This window comes from Arthrobacter glacialis, from assembly GCF_002909445.1.
Lineage (GTDB): Bacteria > Actinomycetota > Actinomycetes > Actinomycetales > Micrococcaceae > Specibacter > Specibacter glacialis.
In genome coordinates this window covers 47496-74169 of sequence record NZ_PPXC01000015.1, presented here as the reverse complement: position 1 = coordinate 74169, position 26674 = coordinate 47496, and the positions used below count along the sequence as shown (strand labels likewise).

Below are 26674 nucleotides of genomic sequence, written 5' to 3'. Positions count from 1 at the left end.
TCGAATAAGTAGTGGCGAACCGGAGGCTGCTGGAAGTTAGTTGGTGCGCATCCAGCCGGCCAGCTCGGCCGCCCAGTACGTCAGGATCATGTTGGCGCCGGCCCGCTTGATGCTCAGCACTGATTCTTCAATGGCTGCGCGGCGGTTGATCCAGCCGTTCGCTGCTGCGGCCTCAATCATGGCGTACTCGCCGGAGATTTGGTATGCCGCTACGGGGACCGGGCTCATGGCTGCCACGTCGGCCAGAATGTCCAGGTAGCTCATGGCCGGTTTGACCATGACAATGTCCGCGCCTTCGGCCAAATCCAGTTCAACCTCGTGCAGGGCTTCGCGGCGGTTGCCCGGATCCATCTGGTAGCTGCGGCGGTCGCCGTCAAGCTGTGAATCCACGGCCTCACGGAACGGGCCGTAAAACGCCGAGGCGTACTTGGCTGCGTACGCCAGCACGGAAACATCGGCATGGCCTGCCGCGTCCAGCGACTCGCGGATGACTGCAACCTGGCCGTCCATCATCCCCGACGGCGCCACCACGTGCGCCCCGGCGGCCGCCTGGGCCACGGCCATTTTGGCGTAGATGGACAAGGTGGCGTCGTTGTCCACCCCGCCGGCGGCGTTCAGCACACCACAGTGCCCGTGGTCGGTGAACTCGTCCAGGCAAAGGTCACTCATGACCACCAAATCATCGCCAACCACCGCGCGCACATCCCGGATGGCCTTGTTCAGCACGCCGAACGGGTCCAGCCCAGCGGAACCTGTGGCGTCACGTTCGGCGGGGATGCCGAAGATCATGATGCCGCCGAGCCCCAGCGCCAGCGCCTCGCGCGCGGCCGCCACCAGGGAGGCAGTGGTGTGCTGCACAACGCCGGGCATGGAGCTGATGGGTTTGGGTTCGCTGAGGTCCTCGCGAATGAAGACAGGCAAAATCAAGTCCGACGGCGCCAGCCGGTACTCACTCACCAGATTGCGCATGGCGGCAGTGGTGCGCAGGCGGCGCGGACGGTGCTGGGGGAAGCTCACTGTGGATTCTCCGTAAATTACTTGGTGTGAAAATTCTTGTGGGCTGCTGCCAGTGCGGCAACAATTCCCGCCGGTGTGGGGTGCGTGGCCGTGGCCACAACCCGCAGGCCCAGCCGCTGGGCCTCGTCCCGGGTTGGCTGCCCAATGGCTACCACCAGGCAGCCGTCCGGTAGCGGAGCCATGGTTGAGGCAACCCGCCGCGCTGCACTTCCGGAAGCCAGTACGACGGCGTGGATCACCCCCGCCTGCACCTCCTGTGCCGCTTGGGCCGGGGTGAGCAGAGCGTAGCTGGAGTTGACAGGTGGAGAGGTTGCACGAGTTGAATGGGCCAAGCTTGCCGTCAACCGGCTGCCGTCCTGGGCCGGGTAGTCCACCGTGTGATAAGCCGTGACAACGTCGGTGTCCCAGCCCTTGGTGTTCAGGCCTTCCACCAGTCTGGGTTCGGCCAGGTCCGACTGAGGCAGCAGGACACGCCCGCCGCCGTCGTGCGCTTGTGGCCACAGCTCAACCAGCCCGGCCGCGGATTGCAGATCCGTGGGAGCCAGTGCGGCGTGGATGCCCTCAGCCGCCAAGACAGCAACAGAGGTGGGCCCAATGGTTGCCACTGACGTTGTTGCAGGAATGAGGTCCGCCAGCGACGTCCCAGCTGTCTCACACCATTGCTTCAGGGCCCGCACAGTGGTGATGGAGCTGACCACCAGCCAGCGGTACTCCCCCGCCGCCAGCCGGCCCAGCGCAGCCCCCAAGGTCTCATTATCCGAGATTTCAAAGTCGATGACGGGCACCAACACCGGCTCGGCCCCGGCCGCAGCAAGTGCATCAGCAAAAGCCCCAGCCCGGTCCGCGCTGCGCGTAACGGCAACCCTCAACCCGGCAAGGTCGACCACCGGCACGGCAAGCGACTCGGCACCTAGAGCGGATGGGTCAATGCCCCGCGGGAGCACGCTCCCGTCCTTCCCCAACCTCGCAAGCTCGGATGGGGCCCCGCGGACGGTCCCTTTCGGGCGTCCGCGAAGCGGGCGGCGGGGCATTGACCCATCCGCGAGGGTGCCTTTGTCGGTGGCCGCGGCGTCAGTCACTGTGCCGAGCCGGCCAGATCTGCCAAGTCCCCTGCACCGTCCGCGAGCAGCTCTTCGGCCAGTTCAATGCCAAGGAGTGTGGCACCAACGTTGCTGAGTCCGTCGGTAGCCTTTTTGACGCGCATGGTGCGCGCGCCGTCGAGGGAGGCAACAACTGCTTCGAGGTAGAGCATGGAGCCCTTGCGGTAGGCGAAGGCTCCGACGGGGGCGCTGCAGCCTGCCTCAAGGCGGGCAAGGAGTGCGCGTTCTGCCGTGATGGCCAGGCGGGTGTCCTGATGGTCAACGGCTGCCAGGGATTGTCCCAGGATGCCGGTGAGGGAAGCGTCGGCGGTGCGGCATTCCAGGGCGAGTGCGCCTTGGCCGGGGGCCGGGAGCATCACCTCGGAGGAGAGGAACTCGGTGACGGTGTCCAGGCGGCCAATGCGGGTCAGCCCGGCCGCGGCCAGAACCACAGCGTCGAGGTCGCCGGTTTTGCCGGGCACAAGGTCGGTGACAGGGTTGCCGGGCAGCCCTGGAACCCGGGCCAGGCGGGTGTCCACGTTGCCACGGATGTCCACGATGGCCAGATCCGGGCGTGCAGCCAACAGCTGCGCGGCGCGCCGGGGTGAGCCGGTGCCCACTGTGGCGCCGTGAGGCAGCTCCGCCAGTTTCAGTCCGTCGCGGGCGCACAGGGCGTCGCGGGCGTCCACCCGCTGTGGCACGGCAGCCAGGGTCAGGCCCGGAACAGCAGCCGTGGGCAAGTCCTTCAAGGAATGCACGGCAACGTCCACGCGTGAATCCAGGACAGCAGTCCGCAATTCAACGGCGAAGACGCCGGTTCCGCCCATTTGTGACAGCGGGCCCGTGAGGACGTCGCCGTCGGTCTTGATGGGTACAATCTCTGCTTCAAAGCCGCCAACGGCACTGAGTTGATCGGTAATTTGTTGGGTCTGGCTCAGCGCCAGTTTGCTTCCGCGGGTTCCAATTTTCACAGTATTTATTATCCCTGCCGCCGCGGCTAGCGGCTATTCCCGCTGCCGGCGGCCACCAAGCCCACGGTGCTGCCCACTTCGGAGATGACTGGCTTGGTGCCACGGAAGTTGGCGCAGCAGCCGGGGTTGCACACATCAAACCAGGGACCCAGCTTGGTCATGGCGGGGCGTTCCTCGATGTGGTTTTCAATGGTTCGTTCACAGATCAAGTCCACGAGGCCGCTGACAAACTTTTGGTGCGTTCCCGGAGTGGGAGCACGGTCAAAGGTCAGGCCAAGTTCTGCGCACGTCTCTGCCGCTTCGGTGTCCAGGTCCCAGAGGACCTCCATGTGGTCGCTGACAAAGCCCAGCGGCACCACTACAACGCCCTGTGTGCCGGCAGCAGCCAAGTCAGCGAGAGCATCGTTGATGTCGGGCTCCAGCCACGGCACATGCGGGGCGCCGGAACGGGACTGGTAGACCAGCGACCACTCCTGGCTGGGGTCAACCTTGGCCATGATGGCTTCAGCCGCGGCCAGGTGCTGGGCCACATAGGCTGAGTTTTCGGCAAATTCGCGCAGCTCGAGTTCGGAGCTGCCGGAAGCCTCGGCGTCCCGGGTGGGGATGGAGTGCGTGGCAAACATGACGTGCACGGAATCGGCGGACTTGCCGTCGGCGGCCAGCGCCGCGCGCACCTTGGCCAGGGATGCGGCGGTTCCCTCAATGAAGGGCTCCACAAAGCCGGGGTGGTCAAAGTACTGGCGCACCTTGTCCACGGCAAGCTTGCCGTCGAGTTCGGTTTCCGTCAGCGCCATGCCAATGTCCTCGCGGTACTGGCGGCAGCCCGAGTATGAGGAGTAGGCGCTGGTGGTGACCATCAGGAGTCGGCGGTGGCCGGCGTCGTACGCGTCCTGCAAAACTGCGGGAATGTACGGGTCCCAGTTGCGGTTGCCCCACAACACCGGCAAGGCGATGTTTCGGGCGGCCAGCTCGGCTTCCAGGGCGGCCTTCAAGGCGCGGTTCTGGGCGTTGATGGGGCTGATGCCGCCATTCTTGCGGTAGTGGTGGCTGACCTCTTCCAGGCGCTCGTCCGGGATCCCGCGCCCACGCGTGACGTTGCGCAGGAAGGGGATCACATCATCCTGGCCTTCGGGCCCGCCAAAAGAGGCAAGCAAGATGGCGTCATACTGGGCCGGCGCGGCAATGGGGGTCGAAACAGGCGCGTTCATCGCAGAACCTCGGCAATCTCGGTGGAGGAGATGCGGCGGCCCGTGTAGAAGGGCACTTCTTCGCGGACGTGCAGACGGGCGTCGGAATAGCGCAGGTGGCGCATCATGTCCACCAAGTCTGTGAGCTCGTCAGCTTCCAGGCCCAGCAGCCACTCCCAGTCGCCCAAGGCGAAGGCGGAGACTGTGTTGGCTAGAATCTGCGGGAATTCCCGGCCCAGCATGCCGTGCTCGCGGAGCATGCGGCTGCGGTCTTCGGCGGGCAGGATGTACCAGTCGTAGGAGCGCACGAACGGGTAGACGCAGACCCAGCCTTTGGGCTCGTGGGGGCCCATGTAACTGGGGGCGTGGCTCTTGGCGAATTCGGCCTCGCGGTGCACACCCATGGCTGACCATGCAATCTCGGTGTTGGCAAAAAGTTCGGTGCGGCGGATGGCGCGAATGGCCTTCTGCAGGTCTTCCGGAACGGCGCCAACCAGCCACACCATGATGTCTGCGTCGTTGCGCATGGCGGAGACGTCATAGGCGCCGCGCAGCGTGATGCTTTCCGCGGCCAGGGCGGCCACCAGTTCATCAAACTCTGCAACGGCAGCTTCTGCGCCGGCGAAGGAGCCCGTCCGCTTGAACACGGTCCACAGGGTGAACGGTGTCGCGTCAGGAGTTTTGGTGACAGATTCTGCGTTTGTGTGGCTCATGTGTTCAAGTTTGCACCCAAGCACCCCGAAAGCTAAAACCGAACTTCTCTACATGACGTAGAAAGTGAGGAAGGTCACTGCTTTAGGGCGGCGTCAACGGTTGCCCGAATTTGCCGCCTGGTGCTGCCCACAACCGCCGCCAGACCGTTGCCGCTCATCCATGCGCCGGTCAAAGCCAGGCCCGGAACGGCTTGAACCAGGGCATGGACCTGCGCCATCTTCCCCTGATGCCCGACGGCGGCAAACGGCAAGGCGCCCCGCCAGCGGACAATGTCGGCACCCAGGAGGTCCGCCTCGCCCACCGGCACACCCAGCAGTGCTGACGCGTCGGCAAGGGCTGTGGCAACGAGATCGGAGTCGTTCGGGGTGCGTGCCGTGAGCCTGACGGCGTCGGCCGCCTTGACCCCGGCGCGGCCATAGGAGAGCCGCAGCACATGGGTGCCGGGGCCGGTCTCGGCTGCCAGCCAGTCCCATTTGGCCGTGGCGTGGGTGAGCGCCTTGGCCGCGATGCCATCAACTCCGGGCGCCACCAAGACACCCGTGCCGCGCGGCGCCGAATCAAGCTCGGGTACGTCCACCACAAGTGTCACTAGGCGGATATCCGGCCCCGGGGCGGGGGCGAACGGCAGCAGCTCGGGTAGCTCCTGGCCCAAAAGTTTCACAGCCGTGGGGCCGTCGGTGGCCACCACCAAAACGTTGGCGGCAGCAAATCCGCGCTCCGCACCCCGCTCCCACTCCACAATCCAGCGCTTGGGGGCGCCGCCGTCGTACTTCCTGGCCGGCACAGCCGTTGACTCGGCGGAGGGGGCATTCAAGGGCTCCGTGTCGCCGCGATAAATGGCCTTGACCTGGTGCTCTGAATGCATGGCGACACCGCCGGCACGCAGCGATCCCACCAGGGCCGCCACCAGCGTGTGCATGCCCCCGGAGAGCCCGGCCACGGCGGATCCGGGCTTGGTGCCGGCCGCCCGCTGCGCCGCCACCGCGGCAGCGAGGGAACCGTGTTCACGAATGCCTGCCCGCAGGCCCGGCGCCACCATGTCCACGTCCAGGAGTTCGGCGTCGGCCGAATGCACGCCGGCAACCACGGGCGCCACCAACCGCTCCAGCACCCGCTTGCCCATGCGCGCCCTGACAAGATCGGCCACACTGGAAACAGGCTCGCTGGTGCCCACCGCAACAGGCATCTTGGCATCCAGGGCTGCCCGCAACACGCCGGAAGCGCCCAGGGCGGCACGCACCTCGGGAGCTGAAAGGTCCGACGGGATACCCAAAATGCCTGTCTTGGGCAGGGGCACGGGCCCCTCGGGCAGCCACACCCAGGCTCCTGCTGGATTGGGGGTCACAATCTTCTCTGCAAGCCCCAGTTCGGCAGCCAAATCGGCCACGGCACTGTTGCGGGTGGCGAACGACTCTGCGCCACTGTCCAGCACCACACCGGCCACCTCATGGCTTCCCACACAGCCGCCCCAGGAGACTGCCGCATCGAAGATACTCACCTGGAATCCGGCTTTTTGGAGATCCATGGCAGCCAGCAACCCCGAGATGCCACCGCCCACCACCACTGCACTATTGGGGGCAGGGTGTTGCTGCGGCCTGTGGGCTTTAGCGGCGAGTTTTCGGTTTTCCATGGTGTCCCCTCAATGGCTGGTGCTAAATCTGGCGCTAAATGGAGTGAATGAGCTCAACGAGCCGGGTCAGAATGGCCGGATCAGTCTCCGGCGGCACCCCATGACCCAAGTTCACCACATGTCCGGGCGCGGAGGCGCCCGCCGCGACCACCTCGCGCACATGTGCCTCCAATACCTCCCAGGGAGCGTTCAGCAGAGCCGGGTCAATGTTGCCCTGCAGCGGCACTTTGCCACCGAGCCGGCGGTTGGCCTCATCCAGCGGCAGCCTGTAGTCAACACCAATCACGTCCACGCCCACCTCAAGCATGGCGCCGAGGAGTTCACTGGTGCCGGTGCCAAAGTGGATCAGCGGCACACCAAGGTCGCGCACATGGTCCAAGGCCCGGGACGACGCCGGGGCCACGTGTTCGGTGTAGTCGGCAAGTCCCAGCGACCCTGCCCAGGAGTCGAAGAGCTGTCCGGCGCTGGCACCGGCTTCGATTTGGGCGCGCAGGAACTTTCCGGAGGCGTCGGCTGCCCAGTTCATGAGTGCAGCCCACACCTCGGGCTGGGCGTGCATCATGGTGCGCGGGCCCAGGTGGTCGCGGGAGGGACGGCCTTCCACCATGTAGGCGGCCACCGTGAACGGCGCCCCGGCGAAGCCGATGAGCGGGGTGCTGCCCAGTTCGGCAACCGTCAAGGCGACGGCTTCGCGGATGGGGGCCAGCGCCTCTTCGGTGAGCTCGGGCAGGTTGGCCACATCTTCGGCGGTGCGAATGGGCTTCTCCAGGACGGGGCCCACACCGGGCACAATGTCCACGCCCACACCGGCGAGCTTCAACGGGATCACAATGTCGGAGAAGAAGATGGCGGCGTCAACGTCGTGGCGGCGCACGGGCTGGAGGGTGATTTCAGCTGCCATGGCCGGCTTGAGGCAGGAATCCAGCATGGTGGTGCCCACGCGCAGCTCGCGGTATTCAGGCAGCGAACGCCCAGCCTGGCGCATGAACCAGACAGGCCGGCGGCTGGGCTTTCCACCACGGTAGGCGGTGATCAGCGGGGAATTGGCGGTGCGGCCATCCATCAACGGGTGGTTCGGGCTCAGTGTCATGGCACCACCCTACAGAGCCAATCTGGGCATATTTTGTGCACAAACTGTCACCGTAGTAGAGCACACCACCAGCAGCTCACGTAAGCAGTCTCACAGTTTTTTGCTGACGGTTCAGGGCATCCTGTGTATAAACACCCAGTTTAAAGGTCTACGATATTGCCATTGTGGTTCTTTTTTCTCTCGTTGCCTCGCACACCACCATTGACTTGGAAACCGTTGCCCGCCTTAGCGCCGGGGCCGCGGCCGTCAGTGCTGAGCTGACCCAAGAGGAAAACGCCGTTGCCGGCATGGTCACACTGGCCACGTGCAATCGTTATGAGCTCTACGTTCACGCCCAGAGTGCCCAAGATCTGGAGTCTGCCCGCAGTTCGGTCATTGCTACCGTCAGCAAGCATTCCGGGCTGGCGGAAACGCAGGTCTCTCAGGCGCTCACCACCCAGGAAGGCGACGCCGTCCCCCGGCATCTTTTTGCCGTAAGTACTGGTTTGGAATCGGCAGTGGTGGGCGAACGCGAAATTGCCGGCCAGGTGCGCCGCGCGCTCAGCGAGGCCCAATCCCAGGGCGTAACAACACCTTCCTTGGTACGGCTCTTTCAGGCTGCAGCAAAAACCGCCAAAGATGTTGGCGCCCAAACTGCCTTGGGCCGCCGTGGAATGTCGATAGTTTCAGTGGCCTTGGACCTGGCCGCGGAGCTGGCCGATCAACCCACCGAAACGCGGTCACTGACTGGCAAATCCGCTGTCTTGTTCGGCACGGGCGCCTACGCCGGCGCTGCCATGGCCCAGTTGATCCAGCGTGGTTGCACAGACATTTCGGTATATTCATCCTCGGGCCGGGCTGAGACGTTTGTGGCCTCACGCGGCGGCACGGCGCTGGACGATGATTCCCTGCCGCAGGCGTTGGCCTCAGCATCGTTGCTGGTGGGCTGCAGCGGTTCGGACCAGCAGCTCACTCGGGATGATTTGGCCCGGTTGCGCACCACTGATTCGCAGCAACTCACGGTCATCGATTTGGCCTTAACCCACGATTTCGCCCCTGACATTGCCACCCTTGACGGGGTGGACTTGTTGACCTTGGAAACCGTCCGGCAGGCAGCCCCCGCCGAACAGGAATCCACCCTGGCACAGGCAGCCACCATGGTCTCCACAGCCACGCAAAGCTTTGCCCAGGCCCAAAACTCCCGCTCCCTGGACCACGCCATTGTGGCCCTTCGCCGGCACACCATGAGTGTGCTGGACGACGAGATCGCCAAGGTCCGCAAACAGCACGGCTGCACGGCCGCCACCGACGAGGTGGCCTTTGCCATGCGCCGCATGGTCAAGCAGCTGCTTCATGTGCCCACGGTGCGCGCCAAGGAACTGGCTGCAGCCGGGGACGCCGAAAGTTACCTGGCCGCCCTGGAAGTCCTGTACGGCCTCAAGATTGAACCAGCAGCATTGGGCGCAACCCTAGCCGACCGCCTCGACGGGGACCCGGACCCCAAAGCAGCCCCCGACGCCGTCTCCGCCTAGCGCCAGCACTCGACGCCGTGCCAAACGGGCGAGGGCGCAAGAAATTTCATGCCTCCTCACCCGTTTGGCACGCCGTCGTCCTGTTGGACTCTGAGCCGCAGTAGCTGGAGCGGTTTCGCCGCAGCCGTGACAAGCGAATACTCTGCTTGGTCCCTGGCAATTCACTTTTGTTGCCAACGATGGTAAGACGCAGCACCGTGACCAACGGCCGCCCAGACTTATGCGTAGTCCCAGACACGAGCGTGGCGCATAAACCCAATTCGGAGCACGCCGTCTTTGGCTATGCGCTGGGCTGGCAGCCAGCTAGGCGCAGCTGTGTCACGGGCGCAGCGCCAGATGCCAGCAACGCGCATAACCAAAGTTATCTTGGGCTGCGGCATGGGCATCCTCCCTGAGGGAACCGCTAACGGGCGGTCGATACCGTAGGCGGCGCTTCTGGCAAGCTCACCCTCCCAGCGCCTTCACACAAGCGTTGAGTCCATGGGTGAGCGAGATGAGCTCGGATGGGCTAAGTCCCGACAGCATCCGCTCTTCGACTCCGTCCACGTCAGCCTGTGCGGCGGCGAGGAGATCAGCACCCGCTGCCGTGAGTGCCGTGGGTAAGGCACGACCGCTCTCGGGGCGGGCAGGGCGATCCACCAGTCCACGTTCGAGCAATTGCTGCAGCATCGAGTTCATAGACTGGCGCGTCATGAACGTGGCGCGGGCCAGCGCCGCAGCGGAGATACCAGGATCACGAAGTAGGCGGTGAAGACACGAGTACTGGGAAACAGTGACGGCGTAAGGGTGCAGCGCCTCCTCCATTCGAAGGCGCAGCAACGATTGCGCCTGCTTCACCACGTACCCGACCTGTTGTTGCTGGTTGCTCATGTAAGAATTCTGACATAGTCTCTCAATGTAAGAAAACTGACATACAAGGAGAATTACTATGGCCGTCACCGGTCCCGACTTCATTGCCCTGCAGGTACGCGACCTCGAGAAGGCCGCGGAGTTTTACGAGAACACCGTTGGTCTGACTAGGGCACCTTTCTCGCCTCCACACGCCGTCGTCTTCGACACCCAGCCGACCTTTGCCGTTCGTGACCCCGAACCCGGATTGGATCTCGAATCCGGCCCATTGGGCCTTGGCGTTGCGCTCTGGCTGCATGATCCTGAGGCCGTCACCCTGCACCGAACTGTCGCGGATGCTGGTGTGAGAATCCTTCGGGAACCCTTCGAGGGTCCGTTTGGCATGACATTCGTTTTCCAGGATCCCGACGGGTACACAGTCACTATCCACGATCGCGCCACACGCAGCTAACCTCGGGTCAAGCGGAGCGGCAGCAACGGCACGGCTTACCTTTGACGCACAAGCTTGCGTGCCGCAGGTCGCCCATCCCGGCTACGGGAGCGCGTTCACGCCTGTCAGCTCTGCTGAGAGTTCCCACAGCCTGGCTGCGCTGTCCGGGTCGACGGCGTGCGCGTCCACCCCAACAAAACGGGCCAGCGGCGATTCCGGATCCGTGGGCCGGGCAATGTCGCAGTCCTCGCAATACACTCCGCCCTTGCCGTCCAGCAGAGGGGAGGTGGCCGCCCAAATGGACGTTGCGGCACCTTGCTCCGGCGTCTTGAAACCCTCCCGGACAACGCCTTCATCATTCATCCAGCCGGCGGCCACCATCTCCTCGCGGGTGAGGTGGCGTTGCAGTTCAGTCATGATCCCGCCCGGGTGCACCGCAAATGCCCGCACGCCGTGGTCAGCGCCGCGCTTGTCCAGTTCAACGGCAAAGAGGCTATTGGCTGTCTTTGCTTGGCCATACGCCTGCCATTTGTCGTAGTCTGTGGTGAATTGGGGATCGTCAAAGTGGATGCCGGAAATTTTGTGACCCGTGGAGGTCAGCGACACCACCCGTGCACCGCCATCGGCCAACAGCGGCCACAGCTCGTTGCTCAGGGTGAAATGGCCCAGATGATTGGTGGCAAACTGCGCCTCCCAACCCGGCCCAACACGTGTTTCGGGGCAGGCCATGATGGCTGCGTTGTTAATCAAGATGTCCAGCCCGGCCCCGGATTTCAAATACTCCTTGGCGAAATTCTTGACGCTTTTCTGGTCCCCCAGATCCATGGCGTAGACCTTGACGCCACCAAGATCGGCCGCTGCCAGGACCTCACGTGCATGACCTGCCCGGCGTGCCGGCACAGTTACCTGCACACCGGCTCCTGCCAGGGCACGGACAGTCTCCAACCCCAGACCTGAGTAGCCACCAGTGACCACTGCCGTGCAGCCGGATAGATCCATGCCCTCCAGCACCGCTGCGGCTGTGCTGTCATGGCCAAAGCCGGAACGGATGGGATCTTGTGGTGTGTGCAATTTTTCCACACGGCTCATGGCGTGCCTCTTCCTTGAGTGCCGGCCCTGATCCAACGAACGGACCTTTTCTGATCTAACTCCTTGGGCGCAATTTACTCCTGTGCGCCGCGTTTGTCGCTAGCCAGCCACGCATCCATGCCGCCTTCCAAGTGCACCACGTCCTCATATCCTGCCTCGCGCAGGCTTGCCAATGCCTGGGCCGAGCGGCTGCCGGCCTTGCAATGCAGCACCAGCGGCACTCCTCGCGGCACCGCATCCAGCGCTGAACCATCCTTAATTCCGGCCAAGGGAATCAACACGGAGCCGGGAATTCGCCCGATCTCAAATTCCACAGGTTGGCGCACATCAATCAAGACAAAATCCGTACTTCCCGCAGCACGCTGAGCCAGTCGGTTGGCGAGCTGGGCTGCTGAGATGAGATCGCCGTCGTTCTTCTCCGGCGCGAGGATGCCGCAAAAGTAGTCGTAGTCGATGAGTTCGGTGATGGGCGCAGCCTCGGGGTCCTTGGCGATCCGGATTTCCCGCCAGCGGGCGGTGAGTGCGTCAAAGATCAAGAGCCGGCCCAGCAGCGTTTGGCCAATGCCTGTGATGAGTTTGACGGCCTCAGTGACCATCATGGCGCCAATGGAAGCACACAACATCCCGAATACTCCGCCTTCCGCGCAGGAGGGCACCGTTCCGGGGGCGGGAGGTTCGGGGTACAGATCGCGGTAATTGGGCCCAAACTTGTCCCAAAAGACGCTGACCTGGCCATCAAAGCGCAGGATTGATCCCCATACATACGGTTTGCCCAGCAGCGCCGCAGCGTCGTTGACAAGGTAGCGCGTGGCGAAGTTGTCGGCGCCGTCCAGAATTACGTCATAGTCGGCAAAAATTTCCAGTGCATTTGAAGCATCTAGGCGGACCGGGTGCAGCACCACCTTCACACCGGGATTGATGGATTCGATGGAGTCCTTGGCCGATTCCAGCTTGGTGCGGCCAATGTCCCCCACACCGTGAATGACCTGGCGTTGGAGGTTGCTCAACTCCACAGTGTCGTCGTCCACGATGCCCAGCGTGCCCACACCCGCGGCGGCCAAATACAGCAGGGCCGGGGAGCCTAGGCCGCCTGCACCAATGACCAGAACACGGGAGTTTCGCAGCCGCCGCTGTCCCTCCAAGCCGATCTCGGGGATGAGGGCGTGGCGCGAATACCGTTCCAATTCCTGCGCAGCAAGGGGCGGGCCAGGCTCCACCAAGGGGGCCAGGGCAACAGTGCGGGCGGAGGCATTGCGTTGGATCAAGGAAACCATACCCTTTAATCTAGTCCTGCTTGCAGCAGGCTACGCATTACCCGCGGGTACAATGAGTTCGACCGGACCCCTGCGGACAACCATGGGGTGACGGAGAGAAAGGCTGCCATCATGACTTTAGAATCCTCCGCCAAGGACGCACCCGCCCCGCGCACCACACCGGCGCGGCTGCCCCGGGATGAACGCCGGGCACAGCTGCTGGCCTCCGCCTTGGAAGTGTTTGTCAACCACGGCTATCACGGGGCGGCCATGGATGAAATCGCGGAGACGGCCAAAGTCAGCAAGCCGGTGCTTTATCAACACTTCCCCAGCAAGCGGGACCTGTACTTGGCGTTGCTGGACAGCCATTTGGAATCCTTGACCAAGATGCTGGTCGCCGCCTTGAGTTCCACCACCGACAACAAACTGCGCGTCCAGGCCACCATGAAGGCCTACTTCCTCTTCATGGCCAATGACGACCAGGCGCACCGGCTTGTCTTTGAATCGGACCTTGTCAACGACCCCGAAGTGGCAGCCCGGCTGGAGAAATTCAACGCGAACTACTCCGACGCCATTGGACAGGTCATTGCCGAGGACACCAAGCTGCCCCCCGTGGAAGCGACGCTTTTGGGCCGCGCCCTGGCCGGCATGGCCCAGGTAAGCGCCCGGTACTGGCTTGAAGCCAACGGCGACTTGGACATCGATGTGGCCAGCGATCTGGTCTACCGTTTAGCTTGGCGCGGAATTAGCCGCTTCCCCAAGGAATCCTAGGCACCTGCCCCTAGAGTGGTGGGTACATCTATTAGGCCTTTAGTTTGCACCAGGAGACATCTGTGGAAATCAAGATCGGCATCCAACACATCAGCCGTGAAATCGTCCTTGAATCCGAGCAAAGCGCGGACGACGTCGCTGCTCTGGTTTCCGAGGCAATGACCAAAGGCACCGATCTGCGTCTTAAAGACGAAAAGGGCCGGCTTGTCATTGTTCCCGGCAACAGCCTGGGGTACGTTGAATTGGGTGGCGAGAAGGCTCGCAGCGTAGGCTTCGGCGCGCTCTAAGCACCCCACAAGACGCAAAATCCAGATAGATAGAGACGGAATTTTCATGGTTGCTTTGATCATTATTGCCCTAACTACTGGCGCTCTGGGCGCCATAGCGTGGGCCGTGGATCAGTACCGCTCCACTTTTGGCGCAGCACTTCCAGCAGGTGCCGCCATTGCCTCGTCCCTTCTTGTCTGGATCATCACCATGGCCCTTGGTTTGGGCAATGACAGCGCCACCGCCTGGATCCCATGGGTCCTTTCCATTGCCGTTGGCGGTGCCGCTGCCTGGGCCACTGCCGGTTTGGTGGGACGCGCCCGCCATTCCGCGCAGGTGGCAAGGACCACGGCAATTTTGCAGATGCACTAACTCTCACCTCGAGAGATTTCCATTGGGGGAAATTTGATGCCTCGTTCGGTTGTGGTTCTCAGCGCAGTACTGATTGCGTTCACGACCACCTCGTGTACCGTCGCGATGGATGAGCCGGGACCAAGCACATCGGCTTCCAGCACCGCATCCTTGAAAAGTGCAGCGCTACCGGGCAGTCTGGCTCCTTCGGGCGGCGCACTGCCTGCGGCGTTGGACATGAAACCGAGCCCGTCGCCTCCGATTCCCGGCGCCATGGGTCAAGTCACGTTGGATGCCAGTGGCGTCCCGGAGAACTACACAGTGGTTCAGGACGATACGACTGAGGGCATTCAATTGCGCTTTGGCATCAGTGCACAGCACTTGGCCAAGGCCAACAAGGTTTCTGGAGTGCACACGGTGGGTGTGAACTATTTCCTGCACCTGGAGGACGTCGTTGCCCTCCAGGTCAAGCCTGTCGATATCAACTCGGGGACCGGTCCCACCGTCAAAAACCATGAAGGTGCGCCGATCTTCTACACCACGGTCGACGGCGACACTTTTGACAGTTTGGGCTACCAGTTCCGGATAAGCACTGAAGCCTTGTTGCGCTACAACCGCTTCCTGCCCCAAGGCTCAACCATCCCCGCAGGCACCAAGATCGCGTTGATGCCCAATGAGCTCACGATCCGTGGCGCGCAAGGACCCTTCACCGCGGACAGCAACGACGTCCCCCTGAGCTACACCACAGCGGCAGGGGATATTGACAGCCAAGTTGCCGCCCGCTTCAATCTTGAAATAGTGCAGCTGCTCCACGCCAACCGCCCCCTCGACAACAGCACCCCGGCATGGTTTGCCTACACAGACCATCCAAGCGGTGAACTGCAGGCCAATCAGACCATCAGTTTGAGCGGCGAGCACCCCATTCAGAAGTAAAAGCCGCGAGCCTCTCCCCTACCCGCCGCGGATCAGCTCCGGCTTGGCCACAGCCCCTGCCGCCGTGGCAGCCAGGGAAATACGCCGCGCCAAGGCGACGTCGCGCGCGGTCACCTGCCCCCCGGCGTCGTGCGAGCAGGTGGAAATGAACAAGGTGTCGTAGCGCCAGTCAACATCCGGGTGGTGATTGGCCTTCTGGGCCGCCTCCCCAATGGCGGCGAACAAGTCCAAGGCGATGGCCGACGTCGGACATTTCAGCACAGTGCGCAGCTCACCTGTGAAGCGCCAGTGGGGCAGTGTTGAGAGTTCGGTGTCGATCTGGGTCTTGGTCAGCACATCGTCCGGGGCAGCCATGGCACGATCCTTACAGTAGACGCCTACAGATCGGGACGGCCGTCCATCGCCGAGGACGCCAACGCGTGCTGGCGCTTGGGAATGCGGCCACCCTGTGCTGCCAGTCTGCCACCGATTACAGCGTGTTTGAAGGCCTGCGCCATAAGAACCGGATCTTGCGCGCGGGTCACGGCCGTTGCCAGCAACACGGCGTCACAACCGAGCTCCATCGCCAGGGCGGCGTCCGAGGCTGTGCCGATTCCGGCGTCGAGCACCACGGGAATGCCAGCACGGGAAACGATCAGTTCAATGTTGTGCGGGTTCAAGATTCCAAGGCCCGTACCAATGGGCGCACCCAGTGGCATGACAGCGGCCGCCCCCAGGTGCTCCAGGCGCAGGGCAAGGACGGGATCGTCGTTGGTGTAGGCGAAGACCTTGAAGCCGCGGTTGACCAGCTGCTCCGTAGCCTCCACCAGCTCCAGAGCATCGGGCAGCAAAGTGTGCTCGTCGGCGATGACCTCGAGTTTAATCCAATCCGTTTCCAACGCCTCACGCGCCAGTTCGGCCGTCATGACAGCCTCCCGTGCAGTAAAACAGCCGGCCGTGTTGGGCAGGACACGGATGTTGTTTTCCAGCAACAGGCCAAACAGGTTGGTGTTTGCGCCCGCAGTCCCGTCCACGGAATACCGGCGCATGGCAACCGTTGTCAGCTCCGTGCCCGAGGCAATGAGGGCCGCTCCCAGCCCGGACAAGCTCGGCGCGCCGCCGGTTCCCATGATGAGCCGGGAGTTCAGGGCCACGCCGTCAATGATCAGCGCGTCGTTGCGGGTAAGGGTTTCAGTCATGACACTTCACTTTCAAGATTGAGGGAGGATGCTGGGGCCGCCAAAAAATGCCCTAGCCGCCTTGAACGGCTGTGACGATCTCAAGCTCATCATGGAGCTCAAGGGGTGTGGCTGCCCATTGGCTGCGCGGCACAATGCCTGAGTTGCGGGCCACAGCGACGCCCAGCCGGCCGCCGTCGGCCGCCTGACCTGAGGCCAACAGGACCCGGCCCGTCATGGCTGTTACCAGCTCGGCAACGGTGGTGCCGGCAACGTACGGGTGGGCGCTGCCGTTGAGTTGGATGGTGCTCATGGTGTCTCCTGATGGCTGTTTGGGGGTGGCTCGTGGTGGGCTGGCTGCAGGGCGGGTGAGAACCTGTCCGGGCGGAAGCGTGTCCACGCCAGATCCGTGATCCCACCCAGCAGTTGCCGGGCAATGAGTGCCGCCATGGGCGTGAGCAGCACACCGTGGCGGAAAAACCCTGTGGCAATGATGAGCCCTTGGATGTCCTTCCCGTCGGCGCCGGCAACGCGGCCCAGCAAGGGTGCGTTGTCGGGGGTGCCTGGCCTGGCCCGTGCAGTGGTTTCCAGCAATTCCAGTTCTGCCACTGCCGGTACCAGCACCTGGGCGTCGCGCAGGAGCTGGTGCACTCCCCCGGCACTAACTCCGGGCGAGCCGTCTTCCCGGCTGCTGGCACCAATCACCACTGTGCCGTCCTCGCGCGGCACAATGTACACGGGCAGCCCGCGTACCAATCCTCGAATGGTGGCGGTGGTCAGCGGCCGCAAATGTTGTGGAACCTTCAGCCGAAGAATGTCCCCGTAGACTGCGCGCACAGGAAGCTTCAGTCCTTCCGGCAGCCCGTCCAGTTTTGGGGCGCCGAGGGCGTTGGCGACGATGACCTCCATTGCGCGCACCTCCCTGCCATCGGCCAGGGCAACACCTGTCACGGCGGAGTGGGTGTTGCCGGGGTCTTGGTGCATCAGGCCCACAGCGGATTGGGCCACAAAGGTGTCCTCCGCGGCTGGGCGGCCGTGCGCCGCAGCCGTCTGCAGGAGTTGGCGGCGCAGGGTTTCGGCCAGCGCCCGGGGATCAACGCTGTGGTCCGCATCCACCGTGTAGGCGCAGGATATGTGCGGACCCACCATGGGTTCCTGGGCGCGGGCCTCGCGGATGGTCAAGGCAGTGACGCTCAAGCCGTGCCGTTTCTGGACATCGCGCAGATCTGACAGCGACTTCCGGTCTGCCGGGTCGGCACCCAAAACAAGTGTTGGGGCTGCACTGAATCCGGTCTTGCTGCCGGCGGGCAGGGCTGCCAGGAACTCGGGCCACCGCGCTGAGGCGGCCAGCGTCAGCTCCAGCAGGTCTTCTTCTTGGTAGTGAAGTTCACTGACGGGCGCCAGCATTCCGGCGGCGGCAAAGGTGGCACCCGTGGCCGGCGCCGGGTCAATGATGGTGACGGCATGGCCTGCGCGTTGGGCTTCTGCGGCAATGCCGAGGCCCACAATTCCGCCGCCAATGATGGCTACATCGGTGGTGATAATTTGCGGCACGGTGTGCAGCACTAGAGGCTCCTTCCCTACGCCGGTATGAGCCGGATCAGGTTCCACGTCCTTGCGGACGTATTTCGGTCGGCGCAGTCGGCGCCCTCTCAGCCAGCATCCCTGGCTCCCGCGGTACTGCATTAGTCTATGAGATATGAGCAGCCATTCCATCACTTATGACCCCACACCCGCACCATCCACCCCCACATTGGCCACCGCCCGGCTGTATTTGTGCACGGATGCGCGGAAGGAACAAGGCGATTTTGCCGATTTTTTGCGTGCCGCCTATGCCGGCGGGGTGGATATCATTCAGCTCCGCGACAAATCCATTGAGGCCGGCGAAGAGCTGGAATTGTTGAGCGTGTTTCGCTCTGTGGCCGAAGAATGCGGCAAATTATGGGCGGTCAATGACAGGGCAGACATTGCCATGCTCAGCGGTGCGCCGGTGTTCCATGTGGGCCAAAAGGATCTGCCCCTGCCGGCCGCGCGGTCCCTGCTGGGCGGCTCCGTGTCGATGGGGTTGTCCAGTCACGATCCTGCCCAAATTTCAGCTGCCGCCGCCAACGCCAACGCCGACTACTTCTGTGTGGGGCCGCTGTGGGCCACCCCCACCAAGCCCGGCCGGGCCGCCGTCGGCCTGTCCATGCTGGAACACGCAGCCTCGCTGGGCACGTCCAAGCCGTGGTTTGCCATTGGTGGGGTAGATCTTTCCAACGTTGACCAGGTGGTGGCGGCTGGAGCCTCACGGATTGTGGTGGTGCGGGCCATCACGCAGGCTGAAGATCCGACGGCGGCCGCGCAGGAATTGCTGTCCCGGCTGCCCGCGCTGGGGTAGCTTTCGCGACGCTGAAGCTGGCGGCGTGCCAAACGGGTGACGGCGCATGAAATTTCATGGGCCCTCACCCGTTTGGCACGCCCTGGCTGGCTGTCGAGCTAGCTGAGGCCAGCCGTCTCAGCCAAGGCCGCCAGGTGCAACTCAAAAAGTGCTGCTGGGTCGCTGAAGGTTGCGCGCCCGTACTGGCCGAAAACCTCAAAGTTGACGGCGCCGAACACAGCAGCCCACACCAGGACCCCCCGGGCCAGGACGTCGTCAGGGACGCTCAACCCCATCTCTTCGCGGATGGCTGCGAAGTCGGCAGCGAGGCGGGGGTCCGGCACAGGGGCCCGCGCCACCTCCCGCAGTGCGCCAGCCCGGTGGGCTCCCTCGATGATCCGCACCAGCTGGACAATGACGCGTGTGCCGGGCCCAGTGGTCTGCTCGGAGGGGGCCTCATATCCTGGCACGGGTGAGCCAAAAAGCAGTCCATAGCGTGCAGGTTCGGCCACCGCCCACTCCCTGACGGCCCCGCCAAGCGCCCGGAATTGCGCCGCAAAATCATCGGCTGGGACCTGGTTCACGGCGTGGTCCACGGCGTCACCCAGGGCGTTGTACCCATCCACAAGCAACAAGGTCAGGAGCTCGTCCCGGCTCTTGACGTATCTGTAGACCGCCGAGGAAACCACGCCAAGATCCCGCGCCACGGCCCGCAGCGACAGCCCCGCCGCACCATGAACCGCCAGATGCTGGCGTCCAATGCTGAGAATCTCAGACATGGTTTGTAGCCGCGCACGTTCCCGGGGTGTTTGTGTCATGACACCATACTGCGCACTATGGAGACCACCGTCAACTTAAGTGAGCACTGCTCTTGACAGGGACAAGCCCGGGGCGAGATAGTTAAAGCGAGAGCATCGCTCTCGTTTTTTCTCACACAAAGGACCATGTCATGAATACCAGCCATCCAGTCCACGATTTCATCAACCCGGCACCCTCCCCGGCCGTCAAATTGGTCACCGGCGCCGGCCCGGTCGGCTGGACTATTGCCACGCAGCTGGCCGACGCCGGGCACAGGGTTCGCATCCTCACCCGCTCAGGGTCAGGACCCGAGCACCCACTGATCCAAAAGCAACGCGCAGACGTAAGCCAGGCACATCAGCTCCGGGCCGCCATGACGGAGGTGGACACCGTTTTCCACTGCATCCATGGCTCCAAGTACAACGCTCGGGTGTGGGAGCGGGAGTTGCCGGAGGCTGAACAGGTGGTGCTCAACACCGCCGGTGAGGTGGGCGCCGTGGTGGTTTTCCCGGAGAGCTTGTACTCCTACAGCCACCCCAAAGAGCCAATGACTGAGCGCAGCACCAAGGAAGCAACCGGCGGCAAACGCGGTGTCAGGACGGCCCTGCTGCAAGCCCGCGCGGCCTCAGATACACCAACTGTCAGTGTTGTGGCGTCGGACTTCTTTGGGCCGCAGGTGCTCATGGCCCACGCCGGCGACCGCATGGTGCCACGGATACTGTCCGGCAAGCGCCTGCAGGTGGTGGGCAGCGCCAACGCGCCCCACTCGTTCACTTATGTTCCGGACCTGGCTGCCGCCATGATCCGGGCGGCAGCCACGCCGTCGGTCTGGAACACGGTGCTTCACGCACCTAGCAACCCCGCACTGTCCCAACGTGACCTTGCCGAAGCGTTTGCCGCGGCCGCCGGAGTAGCCACCCCCAAGGTCAGCGCCGTTCCGGGGTGGGTCATCAGGGCAGCAGGGATCGTTTCCACCGACATGCGCGAGCTGGCCGAGACCCTGTACCAGTTTCAGGAACCCTTCGTCATGGATTCAAAGGCCAGCCAAGCGGCGCTGGGATTGGAACCCACCCCGCTGGGCACGGCGGCGCGGGCCACAGTCCAGTGGTGGCGGGATCGGGCCTAGTGCCGGACCTCGAGGTTCATGGCCACCTTGCGCAGCAATTCCGCCAGGGCGGCCTGCTCGCGGGCAGTCAATCCGGACAATAGTTCCTGATCCCGCGCCAGAAAATTGGGGAACGTCCTGTCCACCAAGGCATGGCCGTCCGCGGTCAGTTGCAGAAGTACCACACGCCCATCCCGCTCGGAGGGCAGGCGCTCGATGAGGCCGCGCCGGGCCAGCCTGTCGGCATTCTTGGTGGTGGACGCGCCACTGAGCATGGTGGCAGCCGTCACTTCGCTGGCGCGCAGGGGCCTGCCACTGCGCGCCAGGGTGCACAGCAGGTCGAATTCGGCCCGGGTAATGTCTTCCGGCGCCAGGTCATGCTCCACACGCTGTGTCACCAACGCCCCGATGCGGGTAATCCTGCCCATGACCTCAATGCTGGAGACATCAAGCTCGGGCCGGGCCTTCGCCCAACCCTGCCGGGCAGCATCGACAAAGTCCCCGGGTGCCGCGAAATTTTCCATGGTCACCAGTCTAGAGACAACACTCACATAGTTCATATCTATTTTACTAGTAAAATAGATTGTAGTCTTGATGGATGACCACTTCAGTTCGACTGCATCACTGGGGCACCGCCCTGGTACACCCCTTTTCGCCGTCAGCATGGCGTAATTCGATGCGCCTGCGCCCGGCTGATGCCTTGCTTGCCCCGGCCATCAAGGTGGGCATTGCGGCCACGCTGGTGCTCGTGACAGGGGGCTTGCTGGGCCATCATCAACTCGCGGCCATGGCTGCGCTCGGAGCGTTGACGTCGGCGTTCGGCCGCTATCAGTCCTATGGGCGGCTGGGACGCCAGCTGGCGGTGGTGGCCGCGGGGCTCTTGATGGCGGCCGGTGTCGGCGCGCTGCTGGGCACCGTGGGCACTCCGCTGTGGCTTCAAATTGCGGTGCTGTCCCTCATCGCAGGGGGCGCCGCCCACCTGTTCACGGCGTTGGGCATCACCGGACCGGGCCCGGTGATTTTAGTCTTTGCCGCCTCGGCAGGCGCTGGTTACGCCCACTCACCAACAGAGATAGCCCACGTTATCGCGGCCGTGGGCATCGGCTCGCTGGTGGGTTGGGTGGTGGCGGTGGCTCCCGTGCTGGTGTTTCCGCTGGGGCCTGCCCGGTTGGCAACTGCCCGCGCCATTGCCGCCGTCGGGCGCCTTCGCAAGGACGGGATTGCCATGCACGACGACGGGAGCAACAGTGCCGCCGCCCAGGCCGCCATCGCGAACGCCCGGACAACCATTGCCCTGAGTATCCGGGCGCGGTCTGGGCAGTCCGCGCGGACAGCCGCCGTGCTGCGCCAGGCCAACCAGCTGTCAGCACTGATGGATGAGGCGGACGCAGCACTGGCCGCCTTGGGCACAGACGCCTTCGCTGCCGCACTGGCCAACCTCGCCCGCCACGAGGCGGCCCTGCGCACGTTCCGCCGCGCACCGGAGTTCGCGGCGGGCACCGGAGTTCGCGGCGGGCACCGCTGGGGATCCCAGGGCTGCAACACCGGCCACGACGCTCCGCGCGGTCGGGCGGGCAGGCCTGGTTTCAAGGGCCAGCCTGCACCAGGCGTTGCGAATGGCAGTGGCCTCTGCCCTGGCCGGCTGGGTTGCCGTGGCTCTCGGCCTGGGTCATCCGTTGTGGGCATCCATGGGTGCGGTGGCCACGTTGCAGGGCTTGAACTACAGCATCAGTGTCCAGCGAGGCATCCAACGGCTGGTGGGCAACGTTCTCGGTGCACTGGTGGCCGTGGCCCTGCTGTCCTTGTCGCTGGGCTTTTGGCCCTCGGCAGCCATAGTGGTGCTGCTGCAATTCGCGGCGGAGCTGCTGGTGCTGCGGAACTACACGCTCACCACCATTGCCGTGACACCCATGGCCTTGATCATGACGGGACTGGGCACCCATTTGGGCCCGGACGCCGCCATGAACCGTGTGGCTGACACCTTGGTGGGAGTGGTTCTCGGCCTTCTCGTGGCGGCCGTCAGTATTTCCCGTTCAGACTCGCACCACCTGCCGGCCGCGACCGGAGCCACGCGTCGCAGCTAGCGGTGTGTCTCAGTTTTGTTTCATGGGTTGACTGGGTCGCGGCCGCTGCACCCGCGGGCTACCTGGGGTGGATTCTTGCCATGTTCCGCGCGATGCCACCTGCACCCGCCAAACTCTCGGCATGCGGGCCCGTTGATGGCTTTTCGGATTCCAAACAGCAGCAGATGCGGGTGTGAAGGCCCGGCACCCGCATCAGCTGCTGTTTGGAACCAGGACGGACCGGCACACCCGCATTAGCTGCTGTTTCAAGTGAAGCCCGAAGGTCCAGCGGGTGGGTCTGACGTGAACTGCACCGCAACACCATCCCAGGATGCGGATTTATTCGACGTACCACGCCGTGGGTCGCTTCCCCGGCGCGAAGTGGAGACTCAGTGACCATTAGTGGCGACTCGTGACAAGCAGTGAAACCACCGATTCAACGAGCCAGACAACGCGGACAAAAGAGGGACACTCTACCAGGCAACAGACCAGCCAGTCACGCCCCAACCCACACTGAGATGTTTCCCGGCCCGTTTCCGGGCGTTCACTTGGGCGCGCTAGGCTCTGGCCGGACACCGTGGCGATTCAGGCCGGGCGTCAAGCCTTTGCCCACAGATTTGCACTGAGTACAGAACGGATTTTTCTCCATGGGCGCAGTCACGGCGAGCACCTCCTCGACCCTGTCGAACTTGACCCTGTTGGAGCTGGACGGGGTGTTGTTTGATTTCAACGGCACCCTCTCCGACGACGAGGGAGTCTTGCGGGATCTCTTCATCGACCTGGCCGCCGCTGAATGCGGTGTGGCCATCACCGCGCGCCAGTATCAAGAAGAGCTGGCCGGCCGCAGCGATCGCGAGATCATGACGGACATCCTGGCCCTGGCTCCGGATGAGCCACGCGGCGTGGAGGCCTTTCTGCCCATGATCGACGCCGAATACAAGGCCCGGGTGGCACGTGAAAGCCTGATCCGGCCAGCCACCCGCGAACTTGTCCACGCTTTGCATGCGGCCGGACTGAAGCTGGGCGTGGTGACCGGCGCCAGCCGACTACAGGTCATCCCCGCGCTGGAGCGGGCGGGCCTGCTGGAATTGTTTGGCGTGGTGGTGACGGACGACGACGTTGCGGAGGGTAAGCCGAATCCCGAGGGATTCCTGCGCGCAGCACGCACCCTGGGACTGGAGCACATGGACAAGGTGGCTGCGTTTGAGGACTCGGTCCCAGGACTTGGCGCCGTGGCGGCGGCCGGGATGATTGCTATTTGTGTGGAGGGCACACACCCCAAAGAGGTGCTTGAGCAACACGCAAGCATCATCATCGCGGCCATCACGCCGGCATGCCTGGACCTGGACCTGCGCAGGGCCCAAAGCAGCAGGGCCCGAAGCAGCCAGCCTGCCTAGACTGGCAGTTGGGCCGGACGCAGTTCCATGGTCTGCGCCAACAGCTCAAAGCTGCGGATCCAGGCCGCCTTGTCGGTGACCTGGGAGGCTACAATCAGCTCGTCGGCGTCGGCCAACACAGCGAACTCGTCCAGGTAGGCGCGCGCCACGGACGGCGTGCCCACGGCTGCGTAGCGGAACATGTTCACCACCTGCTGGCCTGCCGGGGATTCCAGCAGCATGTCGGCCTCGGGGTCGGTGAAGGTGCGCCCGCCGCCCACCAGCGCACCCACCATGCGGCGCCTGGCCTTCAGGGACAGGACATCTGCTTCCTCCTGGGTGTCTGCCACGATGGCGTTGACGCCGGCAATCACATAGGGCTCGGCCAGCGCGGCAGAGGGCTTGAATTCGCGGCGGTAAATCCGCACGGCGTCCTCGAGTGCCTGCGGGGCAAAGTGCGACGCAAAGGAGTACGGCAGCCCCAGTGCGGCAGCCAATCGCGCCCCAAACAGTGAGGAGCCCAGGATGTACAGCGGCACAGCAGTGTCCTTGCCCGGGTAGGCGTTGACCCCGGAAATGCGGCTCGCCCCATCAAAGTAGGCCTGCAGTTCCTGCACGTCGGAGGGGAAGGTGTCGGCTGCCTGCGGGTCGCGGCGAAGGGCACGCATGGTGTTTTGGTCGCTGCCCGGCGCCCGGCCCAGCCCCAGGTCAATGCGTCCCGGGTGCAGGGTTTCCAAGGTGCCGAACTGCTCGGCAATCTGCAGCGGGGAATGGTTGGGCAGCATGATGCCGCCGGCGCCGAGCCGGATGGTTTTGGTGTGGGCTGCCACGTGGGCAATCAAAACGCTCGTGGCGGAGGAGGCAATCGAGGGCATGTTGTGGTGCTCGGCGTACCAAATGCGCTTGTACCCCCACTCCTCCGCCTTCTGTGCCAAGTCCACGGACGCGCGCAAGCTGGCGGCAATGCCGTCCTGGCCAACATGGGCTAGGTCAAGGATGGAAATGGGGAGCGTCATGGGTGCTGCCTTTCGAAGTGGTTTCACTAGCGCCAACCCCCAAACCCGCCCGGATATTTCCTCCCGTGGCCTCTCTCACGTCTGCCTGTTCACACTCCCACGGGAACGTTCAGCCGCTCAAGGGCAGCCACCGCCGCTGCACGACCTGCCCGGTTGGCGCCCAGTGTTGAGGCGGAGGCGCCATAGCCCACCATCAACAGGCGCGGTTCCCGGGACACTTTCACCCCGTCCATGACTATGCCGCCGCCTGGTTCGCGCAGCTTCAGCGGCGCCAGATGGTCCATGGCTGCGCGGAATCCGGTGGCCCACAAGATGGCGTCTGCGGCAAAAGTGGTGCCATCCTCAAACACCGCCCCGTCCGGAGTGAGGCGTTGCAGGGGCCCACGGGAAACCAACGTTCCGGCGGAAATGCCGTTCTGGTATTGCTCGGTCATGGGCAGCCCCGTTACGCCCACCACGCTTAGCGGTGGCAGGCCGGCAGCGGTGCGGGCATTGACGCGGGCTTCCACATCCCGGCCCCAATCGGGGTTGAACTCGCGTGTGGTGAATTCGGGCGCACGGCGCGTGGACCAGGCCGTGTCAACGCCGGCATCGGCAAGTTGGAGCAGGAATTGCACCGCCGATGTTCCGCCGCCCACCACCAATACTTTCTGCCCGGCGAACTCGGCCACGGAGGAGAAATCGTGGGTGTGCAGCTGGCGCCCCGCGAATGTTTCCACCCCGGGGTAGTGCGGCCAGTGCGGCTTGTCCCAGGTGCCGGTGGCGTTGATGACCAGCCGGGTGGTGAAAACGCCCGCATCAGTCTCCACCACTAGGGGTGCCGTGGCAGTGTCGGAGGGTGCGCCGTCGTCCATGGGCAGCGAACGCACCGCATGCACCTTCACGGGCCGGCGAATGGGCAGCGAGAACGTCTTTTCATAGTTGCCGTAATACCGGCCCACCACCTGCGATGCAGGTTCGGCGGGATCGGCCGGGGGAAGTTTCATGCCGGGGAGGTCGTGAACGGCGTGGGCTGCGCCAAGCGTCAGTGAGGGCCAGCGGTGCAGCCAGGCACCGCCGGGCGCGGGGTTGGCGTCGAGAACCACAAAATCTGTCTCGGGTGAAAGCCCCTGCCGCGCCAAGTAATACGCTGCCGACAGTCCCGCCTGGCCTGCTCCGATAACCACCACGTCCAGCATTTTTGCCTCCTTTTAGTGGTGGAACCGGGTCTGTGGCGCAGCTATTCCGTTTGTGTCCTAAGCCATATGCGCCCGCGCTGCGAGAGTACCTTGTCCGCGTAGTAGACGGCCCCGGCACCCACGGCGTAGGCCACCAGGTCCAGCGCGGAGAAGGTGGTGCCAAAGACCAGGCGCGACGGCGGGAAGCTCTCGGCCAGTTGCGCGGGAACACCCGTCAGCTGTGCAATCTCAATGAAGGCACTGATGGCGAAGGCGCTCAATGCCAGCCAGTGGCGCTTGGCGGTGGGAAGAATGAGCGCCAGCAGCAGGTACACGAGCACCGTGAACAGGGCATCGGTGATCAGGGAGGCAAGGTCTCCTGGCACCAGGAAGTGCAGCGCCAGCCCAAGAACGGCCACATCGGTTGCGGCAATGAAGAGCGCAAGGCGCCGGGACTTGGGGGTTTTTAGCAAAGCCATGGGCTCGAGTCTAACCGCGGTG

Annotated in this window: 29 protein-coding genes; 10 read left to right on the top strand and 19 right to left on the bottom strand. The window is 63.9% G+C overall.

The annotated features are described in order from the left end of the window. Positions 1-36 precede the first annotated feature (36 nt). The 7 genes from hemB to hemE form a co-directional block, all read right to left on the bottom strand. The gene (gene hemB / locus CVS27_RS16635; RefSeq protein ID WP_103466962.1) at positions 37-1017 is read right to left on the bottom strand and encodes a porphobilinogen synthase; all 981 of its coding nucleotides are present in this window, start codon (positions 1015-1017) and stop codon (positions 37-39) included. A gap of 17 nt (positions 1018-1034) precedes the next feature. Continuing rightward, positions 1035-1961, bottom strand: a complete 927-nt coding sequence (locus CVS27_RS16630; RefSeq protein WP_243400244.1) for a uroporphyrinogen-III synthase — start codon at positions 1959-1961, stop codon at positions 1035-1037. A 131-nt stretch (positions 1962-2092) separates the two neighbouring features. Then, positions 2093-3076 carry a hydroxymethylbilane synthase gene (gene hemC / locus CVS27_RS16625; protein WP_243399859.1) on the bottom strand — a complete coding sequence of 328 codons (984 nt, stop codon included), beginning with the start codon at positions 3074-3076 and terminating at the stop codon, positions 2093-2095. 17 nt (positions 3077-3093) lie between these two features. After that, a complete protein-coding gene (locus tag CVS27_RS16620) occupies positions 3094-4275 on the bottom strand; it encodes a ferrochelatase (RefSeq protein ID WP_103466960.1) in 1182 nt (393 codons plus the stop codon). Then, a complete protein-coding gene (hemQ, locus tag CVS27_RS16615) occupies positions 4272-4967 on the bottom strand; it encodes a hydrogen peroxide-dependent heme synthase (protein ID WP_103466959.1) in 696 nt (231 codons plus the stop codon). The genes CVS27_RS16620 and hemQ overlap by 4 nt, the downstream gene beginning before the upstream one ends. A 74-nt stretch (positions 4968-5041) precedes the next feature. Next, positions 5042-6598 carry a protoporphyrinogen/coproporphyrinogen oxidase gene (locus tag CVS27_RS16610; protein ID WP_103466958.1) on the bottom strand — a complete coding sequence of 519 codons (1557 nt, stop codon included), beginning with the start codon at positions 6596-6598 and terminating at the stop codon, positions 5042-5044. 34 nt (positions 6599-6632) lie between these two features. Continuing rightward, positions 6633-7688, bottom strand: coding sequence for a uroporphyrinogen decarboxylase (gene hemE / locus CVS27_RS16605; RefSeq protein WP_103466957.1), 1056 nt, complete (start codon positions 7686-7688; stop codon positions 6633-6635). Positions 7689-7852: 164 nt separating this feature from the next. Between hemE and CVS27_RS16600 the strand changes: the two genes are divergently transcribed. Then, the gene (locus CVS27_RS16600; RefSeq protein WP_103466956.1) at positions 7853-9199 is read left to right on the top strand and encodes a glutamyl-tRNA reductase; all 1347 of its coding nucleotides are present in this window, start codon (positions 7853-7855) and stop codon (positions 9197-9199) included. A gap of 444 nt (positions 9200-9643) precedes the next feature. On the opposite strand, the gene CVS27_RS16595 is transcribed toward CVS27_RS16600, so the two are convergent. Further along, positions 9644-10069, bottom strand: a complete 426-nt coding sequence (locus tag CVS27_RS16595) for a MarR family winged helix-turn-helix transcriptional regulator (RefSeq protein WP_103466955.1) — start codon at positions 10067-10069, stop codon at positions 9644-9646. A gap of 58 nt (positions 10070-10127) precedes the next feature. Here CVS27_RS16595 and CVS27_RS16590 point away from each other — a divergent pair, with 58 nt between their 5' ends. Beyond that, positions 10128-10499, top strand: coding sequence for a VOC family protein (locus tag CVS27_RS16590; RefSeq protein WP_103466954.1), 372 nt, complete (start codon positions 10128-10130; stop codon positions 10497-10499). 81 nt (positions 10500-10580) lie between these two features. On the opposite strand, the gene CVS27_RS16585 is transcribed toward CVS27_RS16590, so the two are convergent. Next, positions 10581-11567 (bottom strand): SDR family NAD(P)-dependent oxidoreductase, encoded by a 987-nt coding sequence (locus CVS27_RS16585; protein ID WP_103466953.1) that lies wholly within the window; start codon positions 11565-11567, stop codon positions 10581-10583. A 74-nt stretch (positions 11568-11641) separates the two neighbouring features. Next, positions 11642-12841, bottom strand: coding sequence for a molybdopterin-synthase adenylyltransferase MoeB (gene moeB, locus CVS27_RS16580; RefSeq protein ID WP_103466952.1), 1200 nt, complete (start codon positions 12839-12841; stop codon positions 11642-11644). A gap of 111 nt (positions 12842-12952) precedes the next feature. Here moeB and CVS27_RS16575 point away from each other — a divergent pair, with 111 nt between their 5' ends. The 4 genes from CVS27_RS16575 (at position 12953) to CVS27_RS16555 (ending at position 15142) form a co-directional block, all read left to right on the top strand. Then, entirely contained in the window at positions 12953-13591 is a 639-nt protein-coding gene (locus CVS27_RS16575) for a TetR/AcrR family transcriptional regulator (protein WP_103466993.1), read from the top strand. Between the two features lie 62 nt (positions 13592-13653). Next, positions 13654-13878: a DUF3107 domain-containing protein gene (locus tag CVS27_RS16570; RefSeq protein ID WP_103466951.1), complete on the top strand. Its 225-nt coding sequence runs from the start codon at positions 13654-13656 to the stop codon at positions 13876-13878. Between the two features lie 46 nt (positions 13879-13924). Continuing rightward, positions 13925-14230 (top strand): hypothetical protein, encoded by a 306-nt coding sequence (locus tag CVS27_RS16565; protein ID WP_103466950.1) that lies wholly within the window; start codon positions 13925-13927, stop codon positions 14228-14230. 36 nt (positions 14231-14266) lie between these two features. Next, positions 14267-15142 carry a lytic transglycosylase gene (locus CVS27_RS16555; RefSeq protein ID WP_133162962.1) on the top strand — a complete coding sequence of 292 codons (876 nt, stop codon included), beginning with the start codon at positions 14267-14269 and terminating at the stop codon, positions 15140-15142. Positions 15143-15160: 18 nt separating this feature from the next. Here CVS27_RS16555 and CVS27_RS16550 read toward each other — a convergent pair whose 3' ends face one another. Genes CVS27_RS16550 through thiO form a run of 4 tightly spaced genes read right to left on the bottom strand, consistent with a single transcriptional unit; the run spans position 15161 to position 17865 of the window. Further along, positions 15161-15496 carry a 4a-hydroxytetrahydrobiopterin dehydratase gene (locus CVS27_RS16550; protein WP_103466947.1) on the bottom strand — a complete coding sequence of 112 codons (336 nt, stop codon included), beginning with the start codon at positions 15494-15496 and terminating at the stop codon, positions 15161-15163. Between the two features lie 23 nt (positions 15497-15519). Further along, positions 15520-16320 carry a thiazole synthase gene (locus CVS27_RS16545; protein ID WP_103466946.1) on the bottom strand — a complete coding sequence of 267 codons (801 nt, stop codon included), beginning with the start codon at positions 16318-16320 and terminating at the stop codon, positions 15520-15522. A 52-nt stretch (positions 16321-16372) separates the two neighbouring features. Beyond that, on the bottom strand, positions 16373-16612 hold the full coding sequence (gene thiS, locus CVS27_RS16540) for a sulfur carrier protein ThiS (RefSeq protein WP_103466945.1): 240 nt from the start codon (positions 16610-16612) through the stop codon (positions 16373-16375). Further along, the gene (gene thiO / locus CVS27_RS16535) at positions 16609-17865 is read right to left on the bottom strand and encodes a glycine oxidase ThiO (protein WP_103466944.1); all 1257 of its coding nucleotides are present in this window, start codon (positions 17863-17865) and stop codon (positions 16609-16611) included. Before thiO ends, thiS begins: the two co-directional genes overlap by 4 nt. A gap of 133 nt (positions 17866-17998) precedes the next feature. On the opposite strand from thiO, the gene thiE reads away from it, so the two are divergent. After that, positions 17999-18679, top strand: a complete 681-nt coding sequence (gene thiE / locus CVS27_RS16530) for a thiamine phosphate synthase (RefSeq protein WP_103466943.1) — start codon at positions 17999-18001, stop codon at positions 18677-18679. A 98-nt stretch (positions 18680-18777) separates the two neighbouring features. Here thiE and CVS27_RS16525 read toward each other — a convergent pair whose 3' ends face one another. Beyond that, a complete protein-coding gene (locus CVS27_RS16525) occupies positions 18778-19476 on the bottom strand; it encodes a TetR/AcrR family transcriptional regulator (protein WP_103466942.1) in 699 nt (232 codons plus the stop codon). Between the two features lie 131 nt (positions 19477-19607). Between CVS27_RS16525 and CVS27_RS16520 the strand changes: the two genes are divergently transcribed. Continuing rightward, positions 19608-20582 (top strand): NAD-dependent epimerase/dehydratase family protein, encoded by a 975-nt coding sequence (locus tag CVS27_RS16520; protein WP_103466941.1) that lies wholly within the window; start codon positions 19608-19610, stop codon positions 20580-20582. Here the strand turns inward: CVS27_RS16520 and CVS27_RS16515 are convergent. Further along, entirely contained in the window at positions 20579-21085 is a 507-nt protein-coding gene (locus tag CVS27_RS16515; RefSeq protein ID WP_103466992.1) for a MarR family winged helix-turn-helix transcriptional regulator, read from the bottom strand. The genes CVS27_RS16520 and CVS27_RS16515 overlap by 4 nt on opposite strands. 852 nt (positions 21086-21937) lie before the next feature. On the opposite strand from CVS27_RS16515, the gene CVS27_RS21675 reads away from it, so the two are divergent. Further along, positions 21938-22645: an FUSC family protein gene (locus CVS27_RS21675; protein ID WP_370739526.1), complete on the top strand. Its 708-nt coding sequence runs from the start codon at positions 21938-21940 to the stop codon at positions 22643-22645. A gap of 626 nt (positions 22646-23271) precedes the next feature. After that, positions 23272-24021, top strand: a complete 750-nt coding sequence (locus tag CVS27_RS16505) for an HAD family hydrolase (protein ID WP_103466940.1) — start codon at positions 23272-23274, stop codon at positions 24019-24021. Here the strand turns inward: CVS27_RS16505 and CVS27_RS16500 are convergent. The 3 genes from CVS27_RS16500 to CVS27_RS16490 form a co-directional block, all read right to left on the bottom strand. Further along, entirely contained in the window at positions 24018-25016 is a 999-nt protein-coding gene (locus tag CVS27_RS16500; protein WP_103466939.1) for an LLM class flavin-dependent oxidoreductase, read from the bottom strand. The two genes, CVS27_RS16505 and CVS27_RS16500, sit on opposite strands and share 4 nt — an antisense overlap. 89 nt (positions 25017-25105) lie before the next feature. Then, positions 25106-26194 carry an FAD-dependent oxidoreductase gene (locus CVS27_RS16495; protein WP_103466938.1) on the bottom strand — a complete coding sequence of 363 codons (1089 nt, stop codon included), beginning with the start codon at positions 26192-26194 and terminating at the stop codon, positions 25106-25108. A 41-nt stretch (positions 26195-26235) separates the two neighbouring features. Further along, a complete protein-coding gene (locus tag CVS27_RS16490) occupies positions 26236-26652 on the bottom strand; it encodes a ribosomal maturation YjgA family protein (protein WP_103466937.1) in 417 nt (138 codons plus the stop codon). Between the last annotated feature and the right edge of the window lie 22 nt (positions 26653-26674).

What these genes read in the sequence shown, in the direction of transcription:
- CVS27_RS16620 (WP_103466960.1), bottom strand. Translation starts at nt 4,275, where the DNA reads ATGAACGCGCCTGTTTCGACCCCCATTGCCGCGCCGGCCCAGTATGAC.
- hemQ (WP_103466959.1), bottom strand. Translation starts at nt 4,967, where the DNA reads ATGAGCCACACAAACGCAGAATCTGTCACCAAAACTCCTGACGCGACA.
- CVS27_RS16610 (WP_103466958.1), bottom strand. Translation starts at nt 6,598, where the DNA reads ATGGAAAACCGAAAACTCGCCGCTAAAGCCCACAGGCCGCAGCAACAC.
- hemE (WP_103466957.1), bottom strand. Translation starts at nt 7,688, where the DNA reads ATGACACTGAGCCCGAACCACCCGTTGATGGATGGCCGCACCGCCAAT.
- CVS27_RS16595 (WP_103466955.1), bottom strand. Translation starts at nt 10,069, where the DNA reads ATGAGCAACCAGCAACAACAGGTCGGGTACGTGGTGAAGCAGGCGCAA.
- CVS27_RS16590 (WP_103466954.1), top strand. Translation starts at nt 10,128, where the DNA reads ATGGCCGTCACCGGTCCCGACTTCATTGCCCTGCAGGTACGCGACCTC.
- CVS27_RS16585 (WP_103466953.1), bottom strand. Translation starts at nt 11,567, where the DNA reads ATGAGCCGTGTGGAAAAATTGCACACACCACAAGATCCCATCCGTTCC.
- moeB (WP_103466952.1), bottom strand. Translation starts at nt 12,841, where the DNA reads ATGGTTTCCTTGATCCAACGCAATGCCTCCGCCCGCACTGTTGCCCTG.
- CVS27_RS16575 (WP_103466993.1), top strand. Translation starts at nt 12,953, where the DNA reads ATGACTTTAGAATCCTCCGCCAAGGACGCACCCGCCCCGCGCACCACA.
- CVS27_RS16565 (WP_103466950.1), top strand. Translation starts at nt 13,925, where the DNA reads ATGGTTGCTTTGATCATTATTGCCCTAACTACTGGCGCTCTGGGCGCC.
- CVS27_RS16555 (WP_133162962.1), top strand. Translation starts at nt 14,267, where the DNA reads ATGCCTCGTTCGGTTGTGGTTCTCAGCGCAGTACTGATTGCGTTCACG.
- CVS27_RS16550 (WP_103466947.1), bottom strand. Translation starts at nt 15,496, where the DNA reads ATGGCTGCCCCGGACGATGTGCTGACCAAGACCCAGATCGACACCGAA.
- CVS27_RS16545 (WP_103466946.1), bottom strand. Translation starts at nt 16,320, where the DNA reads ATGACTGAAACCCTTACCCGCAACGACGCGCTGATCATTGACGGCGTG.
- thiS (WP_103466945.1), bottom strand. Translation starts at nt 16,612, where the DNA reads ATGAGCACCATCCAACTCAACGGCAGCGCCCACCCGTACGTTGCCGGC.
- thiE (WP_103466943.1), top strand. Translation starts at nt 17,999, where the DNA reads ATGAGCAGCCATTCCATCACTTATGACCCCACACCCGCACCATCCACC.
- CVS27_RS16525 (WP_103466942.1), bottom strand. Translation starts at nt 19,476, where the DNA reads ATGACACAAACACCCCGGGAACGTGCGCGGCTACAAACCATGTCTGAG.
- CVS27_RS16520 (WP_103466941.1), top strand. Translation starts at nt 19,608, where the DNA reads ATGAATACCAGCCATCCAGTCCACGATTTCATCAACCCGGCACCCTCC.
- CVS27_RS16515 (WP_103466992.1), bottom strand. Translation starts at nt 21,085, where the DNA reads ATGGAAAATTTCGCGGCACCCGGGGACTTTGTCGATGCTGCCCGGCAG.
- CVS27_RS21675 (WP_370739526.1), top strand. Translation starts at nt 21,938, where the DNA reads ATGAGGCGGACGCAGCACTGGCCGCCTTGGGCACAGACGCCTTCGCTG.
- CVS27_RS16505 (WP_103466940.1), top strand. Translation starts at nt 23,272, where the DNA reads ATGGGCGCAGTCACGGCGAGCACCTCCTCGACCCTGTCGAACTTGACC.
- CVS27_RS16500 (WP_103466939.1), bottom strand. Translation starts at nt 25,016, where the DNA reads ATGACGCTCCCCATTTCCATCCTTGACCTAGCCCATGTTGGCCAGGAC.
- CVS27_RS16495 (WP_103466938.1), bottom strand. Translation starts at nt 26,194, where the DNA reads ATGCTGGACGTGGTGGTTATCGGAGCAGGCCAGGCGGGACTGTCGGCA.
- CVS27_RS16490 (WP_103466937.1), bottom strand. Translation starts at nt 26,652, where the DNA reads ATGGCTTTGCTAAAAACCCCCAAGTCCCGGCGCCTTGCGCTCTTCATT.